We start from the raw sequence: 10,555 nt of genomic DNA, 5'->3' as shown, positions 1-10,555 counted from the left end.
CGGCGCGCCCCTGCGGGGCGGACGCCGTACGGGCGGCGGCCCGCGCGGTCCTCATGCCCGCCGCCAGGGCCGTGCCGCCCCTGACGCTGGACTACCTCGCCCTGGTCGACCCCGCCGACTTCACGGAAGTCCCCGACGACCACACCGGCGAGGCGATCCTGGCCGTCGCGGCGCGGGTCGGCGGCACCCGGCTCATCGACAACATCCCCCTGACCTTCGGAGCTCCCCAGTGACCGCAGAGTCCTCCCCGGGGACGCTCCCCGGACCGTCGGGATCCGTGCCTTCCCCATCCGCGCCTTCCCAGGAGATACCCGCCGGAGCCCCCGAAGCCGCCGACTCCTCCGACGCCTCCGACCTCCACGGAAGCGCTGTCGCCACCGGGATACGACTGGCCGCCCCCGCCCCCGGCTGGGCCCTGGACGCCGACGTCGTGGTGGTCGGCTCGGGCGTCGCCGGGCTCACCACGGCCCTGCGCTGCACCGCCGCCGGACTGCGTACGGTCGTCGTCACCAAGGCCCGCATGGACGACGGTTCCACCCGCTGGGCCCAGGGCGGCGTCGCCGCGGCGCTCGGCGAGGGCGACACCCCCGAGCAGCACCTGGACGACACGCTGGTCGCGGGCGCGGGCCTGTGCGACGAGGAAGCCGTCCGGGCGCTCGTCACCGAGGGCCCGGACGCCGTACGCCGGCTGATCGGGACCGGCGCCCACTTCGACACCGGCGCGGGCGGTGAACTCCAGCTCACTCGCGAGGGCGGCCACCACCGGCGCCGTATCGTCCACGCGGGCGGCGACGCGACCGGTCTGGAGATCTCCCGGGCGCTCGTCGAGGCGGTCCGCGCCGCCGCGCTCACGACCGTCGAGAACGCGCTCGTCCTCGATCTGCTGACCGACGAGCACGGCCGTACGTCCGGGGTCACCCTCCACGTGATGGGCGAGGGCCAGCACGACGGCGTCGGGGCGGTCCACGCGCCCGCGGTCGTCCTCGCCACCGGCGGCATGGGCCAGGTCTTCGCGGCGACCACCAACCCGGCGGTCTCCACCGGCGACGGCGTGGCACTGGCGCTGCGGGCGGGCGCCGAGGTCTCGGACCTGGAGTTCGTGCAGTTCCACCCGACGGTGCTGTTCCTGGGCGCGGGCTCGGAGGGCCAGCAGCCGCTGGTGTCCGAGGCGGTACGGGGCGAGGGCGCGCACCTCGTGGACGCCGACGGCGTCCGCTTCATGCGCGACCAGCACGAACTGGCCGAGCTGGCGCCCCGCGACATCGTCGCCAAGGCGATCATGCGGCGCATGCTGGAGCAGGGCGCCGACCACATGTACCTGGACGCCAGGCACTTCGGTGCGGAGATGTGGGAGACCCGCTTCCCCACGATCCTGGCGGCCTGCCGCTCCCACGGCATCGACCCGGTGACGGAACCGATCCCGGTCGCCCCGGCGGCCCACCACGCCTCGGGCGGCGTCCGGACGGACCTGCGCGGGCGGACGACGGTCCCAGGGCTGTACGCGTGCGGCGAGGTGGCCTGCACGGGCGTCCATGGCGCGAACCGGCTGGCGTCGAACTCGCTCCTGGAGGGGCTGGTGTTCGCGGAGAGGATCGCGGCGGACGTGGCGGAGCGGCTGCGGAGCACAAGGATGGAGCACCGCTCTCCTGAAGCGGGTGTCGTTCCTACGGAAGACGGCGCCTCCGAAGACGGCGCTTCCACTGAAGACGCCATCCCCGACGCCCCCCTCCGCCCCTCCGACCTCTCCCCACCCGCCTCCCGCCAGCTCCCCCTCATCACCCCCGAGGCCCGCATCCGGATCCAGCGGATCATGTCCGAGGGCGCCGGAGTCCTCCGCTCGGCCCACAGCCTCGGCACCGCCGCCCGAGCCCTCGAAGCCGTCCACCTGGACGCCCTGCGCGCCGACGACCAGCAGGGGGAGGGCGAGGCCAAGGCCGCCGTCCCCGGGGTCGACTCCTGGGAGACGTCCAACCTCCTGTGTGTCGCCCGCGTCCTCGTCGCCGCCGCTCTGGAGCGCGAGGAGACCCGCGGCTGCCACTGGCGCGAGGACCGGCCCGAGCGCGACGACGCGGACTGGCGCCGGCATCTTGTCGTCCGTTTGGCACCGGACCGTAGTTTGACGGTCCGGCGTACCGGAACGGCTGCGTTCCCGCCCGTCGACCCCGTATACGTACATGCAGAACCCCACGTCCCCAGGGAGCCGTAACCGTGAGCACGCCCGAAGACAGTCCGCGTCCCGAGCCCGTGGACGTGGACGTACCGCTGATCCAGATCGGCGCCCCGGCCGCGGCGTCCGCCGGGGGTGGCTGCGGCGACGGCTGCGGCTGCTCCGGCGGCGCGGACGGCTTCGGCCCCGACGACCTGGAGTGCGGGCTCGACCCCGTGCTCGCCCAGCTCCTCGCCGAGTCCGGCCTCGACCCCGTCCAGGTCGAGGACATCGCGCACGTCGCGGTGGAGGAGGACCTCGACCACGGGGTGGACGTGACGACCGTCGCGACCGTCCCCGAGGACGCCGTCGCCACCGGTGACTTCACGGCCCGCGAGAGCGGCACGGTCGCCGGCGTGCACGTCGCCGAGGCCGTCCTGTCCGTCGTCGCCACCGACGAGTTCGCGGTCGAACGGCACGTCGCGGACGGCGACCGCGTGGAGGCCGGGCAGAAGCTGCTCAGCGTCACCGCCCGTACCCGCGACCTGCTCACCGCCGAGCGCAGCGCCCTCAACCTCCTGTGCCGCCTGTCCGGCATCGCGACGGCCACGCGCGCGTGGGCGGACGTCCTGGACGGGACGTCGGCGAAGGTACGGGACACCCGCAAGACCACGCCGGGGCTGCGGGCCCTGGAGAAGTACGCGGTGCGGTGCGGCGGCGGCGTCAACCACCGGATGTCGCTGTCGGACGCGGCGCTCGTGAAGGACAACCACGTGGTCGCGGCGGGGGGCGTCGCGGAGGCCTTCAAGGCGGTACGGGACCGGTTCCCCGGCCTGGCCGTCGAGGTGGAGGTCGACACCCTCCACCAGGTCCGTGAGGTGCTGGACGCGGGCGCCGACCTGATCCTGCTGGACAACTTCACCCCGGCCGAGACGGCGGAGGCGGTGGGCATCGTCGCGGGACGGGCGATCCTGGAGTCCTCCGGGCGGCTCACGCTCGACACCGCGCGCGCGTACGCGGAGACGGGGGTCGACTTCCTCGCGGTGGGGGCGCTCACGCACTCCGCCCCGATCCTGGACATCGGCCTGGACCTGCGCGAGGCCGAGCCCTTCGACGCGGAGGCCCTCGGCGACTTCGTCACGGACGCCGGGGCGCACGACGGACCCGACGGGGCGGGCGCCTGATGCTGCTCACCATCGACGTAGGCAACACCCACACGGTTCTGGGCCTGTTCGACGGCGAGGACATCGTCGAGCACTGGCGCGTGTCCACGGACGCCCGCCGTACCGCCGACGAACTCGCCGTCCTCCTCCAGGGCTTGATGGGGATGCACCCGCTGCTCGGCGACGAACTGGGCGAGGGGGTCGAGGGGATCGCGATCTGTTCGACGGTCCCGTCCGTCCTGCACGAGCTGCGCGAGGTGACCCGCCGCTACTACGGGGACGTTCCCTCGGTCCTGGTCGAGCCGGGCATCAAGACGGGCGTGCCGATCCTCATGGACAACCCCAAGGAGGTCGGCGCGGACCGCATCATCAACGCGGTCGCGGCGGTCGACCTCTACGGCGGCCCGGCGATCGTGGTCGACTTCGGTACGGCGACGACGTTCGACGCCGTCAGCGCGCGCGGGGAGTACGCGGGCGGGGTGATCGCCCCCGGCATCGAGATCTCCGTCGAGGCGCTCGGGGTGAAGGGCGCGCAGCTCCGCAAGATCGAGCTGGCCCGTCCCCGGAGCGTGATCGGCAAGAACACGGTGGAGGCGATGCAGTCCGGCATCGTGTACGGCTTCGCGGGCCAGGTCGACGGGGTGGTGACCCGGATGAAACGGGAGCTGGCCGACGACCCCGACGAGGTGACGGTGATCGCGACGGGCGGGCTGGCGCCGATGGTGCTGGGGGAGGCGTCGGTGATCGACGAGCACGAGCCGTGGCTGACGCTGATCGGCCTGCGACTGGTGTACGAACGCAACGTCTCGCGCATGTGACGCCGTCCGCGGGCCCGCCCACCACGACGGGATACGCGGAACGCGAACGGCGACGGGTCACGCGCGACCGTGACGGTCACGCGCGACCGCGACGGGGTCACGCGCGACCGTGCGGACCCCGGCACGGCGGCCCCGGGCCGCGCCCGGGAAGGACCATTAAGCGGATTTTGTCCCCCCAGCGCGTAGGGTCGCCGCATGCCCACGCCATACGGATCCCGTGGCGGCATGGTGTTCGGCGCTGACGAGCTGCGTGTGCTCCGACGCGCCCTCGCCGTCGCCCTTCGTCCCGCCCCGCTCCCCGACGAGGACGTCCGGGCCTGCCTGCGGCTCGCCGAGTCCGTGGACGAGGCGGAGGGGGAGGCCGACCGCATGCGGGCGTTCCTGCTCGCGGACCTCGCCCGGTACCGCGCCGCCCTGCCCGGCTCCGTCGGGGGCTATCTGGAGCTGCTCCAGGACGCCCTCGCCGGCGGCTACCCGCCGGGGGCCGACGACCTCGCCGCCCTGCGCGCCCTGCGCGGCAACACCCTCGCCGCCGCCCTGCTGGAGCGCTGCCAGGTCCTCCCCGCGCCCCGTACGCGGCTCGTCTCGCTCCCTGGCGGTCGCGCCGCCGACGAACCGAAGCAGCCCAGGCAGCCGCGGCCCGAGCAGCCGAACCAGCCGAAGCCCTCGCGCGACCCCCGCGAGCCGCGCAAGCCCGGCGAGCCCGCCCGCCCCATGCCCAAGCCGTCCGAGGTCTTCCCGCCACGCCGCCGCCCGAAGCCCCCACCGGAGGAACGGGCGGCCGGGTAGCTAGTCTGGTCGGCATGGACTACGTATCCGCGCTCGTGCCCCCTGTGGTGATGGCTGGTTTCTTCATCGCGCTGGTCCGGACGATCGTCAAGAGCCAGGGCGGTTCGAACAAGGCCAAGGAGGACGCGGCCGTCGACGCGGCGCTCGCCCGCGCCGAGGCCGCGCAGCAGGGCCGTACCCCGGACACGCACAGCGCCTGAGGCGCGGCGGGGGCCGGACGGCCGCTCGGACGGCCGGCGCGCGTCGCCCCGGCCCCGTCACCCGTGACCTGGACGTACGACTGATTCCCAGTCGTACGTCCTTTTTGTTACGTCAATAACCGGCCATTCCGACATCTCCTACTATGGTGGCGCTGTGCCCCGCCAATTGGGAGACCTTGAGGACGCCGTCATGACCCGCGTCTGGCAATGGAACCGCCCGGTCACCGTCCGGGAAGTGCTCGAAGACCTTCAGCAGGAACGGTCCATCGCCTACACCACCGTCATGACCGTAATGGACAATCTCCATCAGAAGGGCTGGGTACGGAGGGAAGTCGACGGCCGCGCCTATCGATATACGGCGGTCTCCACCCGCGCCGCCTACGCCGCCGCCTTGATGAACGAAGCATGGTCGAAGAGTGACAACCCGGCCGCCGCCCTTGTCGCGTTCTTCGGCATGATGTCGCCCGAGCAGCGCCGATCTCTCGAAGACGCCGTCCGTATGGCCCGCGCGGACCGCCCGGAAGGCGACGGCGCGGAAGACGGACCGGGGGAAGAGGGCGCGAGGGAAGGCCCCCCGGGGGAAGACCGTCCCGGGGAACGGCAGGCCGAGGGCGCCGACGGGACCGCGGAGGCGGGGCGATAGCGTCCGGGCATGTCCTCAGCCGTTCCGCTTCCCAATGCGTCCGCGAATGCCCTCACGGTCCGCCGGGCCAGGACCGGGGATGTGCCGGCGGTCCGCCGACTCGTGGACCCTTACGTACGTCAAGGCATCCTCCTCGACAAAGCGCCGGTGACCCTTTACGAGGACATCCAGGAGTTCTGGGTCGCGGAACGCGACGAGGACGCGCGTGTCATCGGCTGCGGCGCCTTGCACGTCATGTGGGAAGACCTCGCCGAAGTGCGCACCCTGGCCGTGGATCCTGCGGTCAGAGGCCTGGGAGCGGGCCATCTGTTGCTGGACAAGCTCCTGGAGACGGCCCGCTGGCTGGGAGTGCGGCGCGTATTCTGCCTCACCTTCGAAGTCGAGTTCTTCGCGAAGCGCGGCTTCGCGGAGATCGGTGGGACACCGGTCGACCGAGATGTGTACAGGGAGCTGCTGCGTTCCTATGACGAGGGTGTTGCGGAGTTCCTCGGTCTCGAACGGGTGAAGCCGAACACCTTGGGCAACAGCCGGATGCTTCTGCACCTGTGACCGTCCGATGTGCCGGAGCCCTATGTCCGAATCGCGCACGTTTCCCGTCTTCTCGCGCCACTGAACCTCTGCCGAGGGTTTGTGTTTTCCTGAGAAAAGCGGTTTCCTTTCCGCGTACTGCATTTTTCGATGAAAGGAAATCCGGTGGCACAGAAGGTTCAGGTCCTTCTTGTCGATGACCTCGACGGTGGCGAGGCAGACGAGACAGTGACGTTCGCTCTCGACGGCAAGACCTACGAGATCGACCTCACTACCGCCAATGCGGACAAGCTGCGGGGTCTCCTCGATCCGTACACCAAGGGCGGCCGGCGCACCGGCGGCCGTGCCGCGGGCAGCCGTGGCAAGGGCCGTGTCGCGGCGGGCGGTAACAAGGACACCGCGGAAATCCGCAAGTGGGCCAAGGAGAACGGCTACAGCGTCAACGATCGCGGCCGCGTTCCCGCCGAGATCCGCGAGGCTTACGAGAACGCCAACGGCTGAGCATTCGTACGGAGCGTAATTCTGTGCAGCAGCCGGGCCCGGTGGCACTCCGTCGCCGCCGCGTCCACGAGGCGTACGAGATCGGGGGCATCCCCACTGCCCCCGTTGCCCGCGGCCCGTCCGAACGGGACGAGCGCCGGCAGTGTCGCCTCCACCTCGCGTCCGGGCTCGGGGGGCCGCAGCCATACGGCGGCCCCCTGCGCGACGCCCTCCGCCGGCCACCACGGCGGTACGGGCGCCGGCGTCCGGTCTCCGGCGCCGAGCGCGGTCAGCCCGAGCGCCAGGGAGCCGGTCGCGCCCCATTCCAGCCACTCGAGCAGCCCCGGCAGCTCGTCCGCGCTCCCCGCGGCCACCAGCAGCCGCATCCGCCCGTCGCCGAGAGCCACAGGCCCGGTCGGGCCGATCCGCCGCAGCAGGGCCGCACCGGCGCCCGCGGGCAGCTCCAGTACGTCGAAGCGCGCGCCCGTCAGCAGAGCGAGCGGGGATCCCCCGTCCGTGGGCCAGCCGAGTCCGCCGGGCCCGTCGCCGTACCACCGCGCCCACGCGGAGGCCCGGGGGACGCGACCGCCCGGGAGCGGTGCGCGGCGGGGGAGAGGAACCGTGGCCGTCATGCCCGGGGAACTCCCGGGAGCGACCAGGAGTTACGGAAAGTGTGCGGCGGCTCGCGCTGGGTGTCCGACTTGCGGGCGTACGGGCGCATTGCGGAGCGCAAGGTTGTTCGCCCGTAGCGGAGGGAATCGGCGTGCGCCGCATGGACTGTCAGTCTTTGCGGGTAAGACATTCCTAGTGGGGAGGGGCGACACGCGGTTTCGGGCGTCTCACGTTCGCCATCGGCGTACTGCCGATGAGGGTATCTGCCTGGCCTGCGGGAACATCGTCTCGCACCATCAGGTTGGAGCTGTTGACGGCGTCCGGGGCTCACGGCCGAGGACGCGGGACCCGGCAGTTGGAATGAGCGGTCCCCGCTTGCGGGACTAAGCTGCGGAAGGACAGGGAGGGGACCGACCCCTTTACTGCCTGACCGCTCTGAGGAGCGATTAACGATGTTCGAGAGGTTCACCGACCGCGCGCGGCGGGTTGTCGTCCTGGCTCAGGAAGAAGCCCGGATGCTCAACCACAACTACATCGGCACCGAGCACATCCTCCTGGGCCTTATCCACGAGGGTGAGGGTGTCGCCGCTAAGGCCCTGGAGAGCCTCGGGATTTCGCTCGAGGCGGTCCGCCAGCAGGTGGAGGAGATCATCGGGCAGGGGCAGCAGGCCCCGTCCGGCCACATCCCCTTCACTCCCCGTGCCAAGAAGGTCCTGGAGCTGTCGCTCCGCGAGGCCCTTCAGCTGGGCCACAACTACATCGGCACGGAGCACATCCTGCTCGGCCTGATCCGCGAGGGCGAGGGCGTCGCCGCCCAGGTCCTCGTGAAGCTGGGCGCCGACCTCAACCGGGTGCGGCAGCAGGTCATCCAGCTGCTCTCCGGATACCAGGGCAAGGAGGCCGCCACCGCCGGCGGTCCTGCCGAGGGCACGCCCTCCACGTCCCTGGTCCTCGACCAGTTCGGCCGGAACCTCACCCAGGCCGCTCGTGAGTCCAAGCTCGACCCGGTCATCGGGCGCGAGAAGGAGATCGAGCGGGTCATGCAGGTGCTGTCCCGCCGTACGAAGAACAACCCTGTGCTCATCGGCGAGCCCGGCGTCGGCAAGACGGCGGTCGTCGAGGGACTGGCGCAGGCCATCGTCAAGGGCGAGGTGCCCGAGACCCTCAAGGACAAGCACCTCTACACCCTCGACCTGGGCGCGCTCGTCGCCGGTTCCCGCTACCGCGGTGACTTCGAGGAGCGGCTGAAGAAGGTCCTCAAGGAGATCCGCACCCGCGGCGACATCATCCTGTTCATCGACGAGCTCCACACCCTGGTGGGTGCGGGCGCCGCCGAGGGCGCGATCGACGCGGCTTCGATCCTGAAGCCGATGCTGGCCCGTGGTGAGCTCCAGACGATCGGTGCGACGACGCTGGAGGAGTACCGGAAGTACCTGGAGAAGGACGCGGCCCTCGAGCGCCGTTTCCAGCCCATCCAGGTCGCGGAGCCGTCGCTGCCGCACACGATCGAGATCCTCAAGGGGCTGCGCGACCGTTACGAGGCGCACCACCGCGTGTCCATCACGGACTCCGCGCTGGTGGCCGCCGCGACGCTCGCCGACCGTTACATCTCGGACCGCTTCCTGCCGGACAAGGCGATCGACCTGATCGACGAGGCCGGCTCCCGGATGCGCATCCGCCGGATGACGGCCCCGCCGGACCTCCGCGAGTTCGACGAGAAGATCGCGGGTGTCCGCCGCGACAAGGAGTCGGCGATCGACTCCCAGGACTTCGAGAAGGCGGCGTCTCTCCGCGACAAGGAGAAGCAGCTGCTGGCGGCGAAGACCAAGCGGGAGAAGGAGTGGAAGGCCGGCGACATGGACGTCGTCGCCGAGGTGGACGAGGAGCTGATCGCCGAGGTCCTGGCGACGGCCACCGGCATCCCGATCTTCAAGCTCACCGAGGAGGAGTCCTCGCGGCTGCTGCGCATGGAGGACGAGCTCCACAAGCGCGTCATCGGCCAGAAGGACGCCATCAAGGCGCTCTCCCAGGCGATCCGCCGTACGCGAGCGGGTCTGAAGGACCCGAAGCGCCCCGGTGGCTCGTTCATCTTCGCCGGTCCGTCCGGTGTCGGTAAGACCGAGCTGTCCAAGACGCTCGCCGAATTCCTCTTCGGCGACGAGGACGCGCTGATCGCGCTCGACATGTCGGAGTTCAGCGAGAAGCACACGGTCTCGCGTCTCTTCGGTTCGCCCCCCGGTTACGTGGGTTACGAAGAGGGCGGCCAGCTCACCGAGAAGGTGCGCAGGAAGCCGTTCTCCGTGGTCCTCTTCGACGAGGTCGAGAAGGCCCACGCCGATATCTTCAATTCCCTGCTCCAGATCCTGGAGGACGGTCGTCTGACCGACTCCCAGGGCCGGGTCGTGGACTTCAAGAACACGGTCATCATCATGACGACCAACCTCGGCACGCGGGACATCTCGAAGGGGTTCAACCTGGGCTTCGCCGCCCAGGGGGACACGAAGACCAACTACGAGCGCATGAAGAACAAGGTCAACGAAGAGCTCAAGCAGCACTTCCGGCCCGAGTTCCTCAACCGCGTGGACGACACGGTGGTCTTCCACCAGCTCACCGAGGAAGACATCATCCAGATCGTCGACCTCATGGTGGACAAGGTGGACGAGCGGCTCAAGGACCGCGACATGGGCCTGGAGCTGAGCCCGGCAGCCAAGGCGCTGCTGGCGAAGAAGGGCTACGACCCCGTCATGGGTGCCCGGCCGCTGCGCCGGACCATTCAGCGTGAGATCGAGGACGTGCTCTCGGAGAAGATCCTCTTCGGTGAGCTGCGCTCCGGTCACATCGTGGTGGTGGACACCGAGGGCGAGGGTGAGGCGAAGAAGTTCACCTTCCGCGGCGAGGAGAAGTCGGCGCTGCCGGACGCCCCGCCGATCGAGCAGGCAGCGGGCGGCGGCCCGAACCTGACGAAGGACGTGTAGTCCTCGCGAAGGCGCGTACGCACGAAGGGGCTGCCCCGGACCGTTTCCCACGGTGCGGGGCAGCCCCTTTTGGTGTGCCCGTGAGGGGAGGCCCTTGGTCCTGAAACGGACAGGGCTTCGGTCCGGGGGTCGTGACAAGCCGCACAGGGCGTTCCGGGGCTACTAGGGGGCGTAGTGCCGGGTGCGGGGGCGGGGCGGGCC

At 70.8% G+C, this 10,555-nt stretch carries 11 protein-coding genes; 10 read left to right on the top strand and 1 reads right to left on the bottom strand.

Annotated features, from left to right (window positions below; all coding sequences use genetic code 11):
• The 9 genes from GT042_RS10955 to GT042_RS10915 form a co-directional block, all read left to right on the top strand.
• A partial coding sequence (locus GT042_RS10955; protein WP_161308519.1) for a pantoate--beta-alanine ligase occupies positions 1-233 on the top strand: 233 nt, incomplete at its 5' end.
• A gap of 155 nt (positions 234-388) precedes the next feature.
• Positions 389-2,206, top strand: coding sequence for an L-aspartate oxidase (locus tag GT042_RS10950; protein ID WP_202532629.1), 1,818 nt, complete (start codon positions 389-391; stop codon positions 2,204-2,206).
• Between the two features lie 2 nt (positions 2,207-2,208).
• Complete coding sequence (gene nadC, locus GT042_RS10945; RefSeq protein WP_161308518.1) at positions 2,209-3,330, top strand: carboxylating nicotinate-nucleotide diphosphorylase; 1,122 nt, start codon at positions 2,209-2,211, stop codon at positions 3,328-3,330.
• Complete coding sequence (locus GT042_RS10940) at positions 3,330-4,127, top strand: type III pantothenate kinase (RefSeq protein WP_161308517.1); 798 nt, start codon at positions 3,330-3,332, stop codon at positions 4,125-4,127. The genes nadC and GT042_RS10940 overlap by 1 nt, the downstream gene beginning before the upstream one ends.
• 225 nt (positions 4,128-4,352) lie before the next feature.
• On the top strand, positions 4,353-4,916 hold the full coding sequence (locus tag GT042_RS10935) for a hypothetical protein (RefSeq protein ID WP_161308520.1): 564 nt from the start codon (positions 4,353-4,355) through the stop codon (positions 4,914-4,916).
• Positions 4,917-4,930: 14 nt separating this feature from the next.
• Entirely contained in the window at positions 4,931-5,116 is a 186-nt protein-coding gene (locus GT042_RS10930) for a hypothetical protein (protein WP_161308516.1), read from the top strand.
• Between the two features lie 154 nt (positions 5,117-5,270).
• On the top strand, positions 5,271-5,759 hold the full coding sequence (locus GT042_RS10925) for a BlaI/MecI/CopY family transcriptional regulator (protein ID WP_161308515.1): 489 nt from the start codon (positions 5,271-5,273) through the stop codon (positions 5,757-5,759).
• Between the two features lie 9 nt (positions 5,760-5,768).
• On the top strand, positions 5,769-6,308 hold the full coding sequence (locus tag GT042_RS10920) for an amino-acid N-acetyltransferase (RefSeq protein WP_161308514.1): 540 nt from the start codon (positions 5,769-5,771) through the stop codon (positions 6,306-6,308).
• Between the two features lie 144 nt (positions 6,309-6,452).
• Positions 6,453-6,788 (top strand): Lsr2 family protein, encoded by a 336-nt coding sequence (locus tag GT042_RS10915; protein WP_161308513.1) that lies wholly within the window; start codon positions 6,453-6,455, stop codon positions 6,786-6,788.
• On the opposite strand, the gene GT042_RS10910 is transcribed toward GT042_RS10915, so the two are convergent.
• Positions 6,767-7,399 (bottom strand): SCO3374 family protein, encoded by a 633-nt coding sequence (locus GT042_RS10910; protein WP_161308512.1) that lies wholly within the window; start codon positions 7,397-7,399, stop codon positions 6,767-6,769. The genes GT042_RS10915 and GT042_RS10910 overlap by 22 nt on opposite strands.
• A 432-nt stretch (positions 7,400-7,831) precedes the next feature.
• Here GT042_RS10910 and GT042_RS10905 point away from each other — a divergent pair, with 432 nt between their 5' ends.
• Complete coding sequence (locus tag GT042_RS10905; RefSeq protein ID WP_161308511.1) at positions 7,832-10,354, top strand: ATP-dependent Clp protease ATP-binding subunit; 2,523 nt, start codon at positions 7,832-7,834, stop codon at positions 10,352-10,354.
• Positions 10,355-10,555 lie beyond the last annotated feature (201 nt).

Origin of the sequence: Streptomyces sp. SID3212, assembly GCF_009865405.1 — a bacterium.
Lineage (GTDB): Bacteria > Actinomycetota > Actinomycetes > Streptomycetales > Streptomycetaceae > Streptomyces.
This window is presented reverse-complemented; position numbering and strand designations above follow the sequence as displayed.

Bases quoted from the DNA above. Each gene is read 5' to 3' on its own strand.
- GT042_RS10905 (WP_161308511.1), top strand. From the start codon at position 7,832: ATGTTCGAGAGGTTCACCGACCGCGCGCGGCGGGTTGTCGTCCTGGCT.
- GT042_RS10920 (WP_161308514.1), top strand. From the start codon at position 5,769: ATGTCCTCAGCCGTTCCGCTTCCCAATGCGTCCGCGAATGCCCTCACG.
- GT042_RS10940 (WP_161308517.1), top strand. From the start codon at position 3,330: ATGCTGCTCACCATCGACGTAGGCAACACCCACACGGTTCTGGGCCTG.
- GT042_RS10910 (WP_161308512.1), bottom strand. From the start codon at position 7,399: ATGACGGCCACGGTTCCTCTCCCCCGCCGCGCACCGCTCCCGGGCGGT.
- GT042_RS10930 (WP_161308516.1), top strand. From the start codon at position 4,931: ATGGACTACGTATCCGCGCTCGTGCCCCCTGTGGTGATGGCTGGTTTC.
- GT042_RS10935 (WP_161308520.1), top strand. From the start codon at position 4,353: ATGGTGTTCGGCGCTGACGAGCTGCGTGTGCTCCGACGCGCCCTCGCC.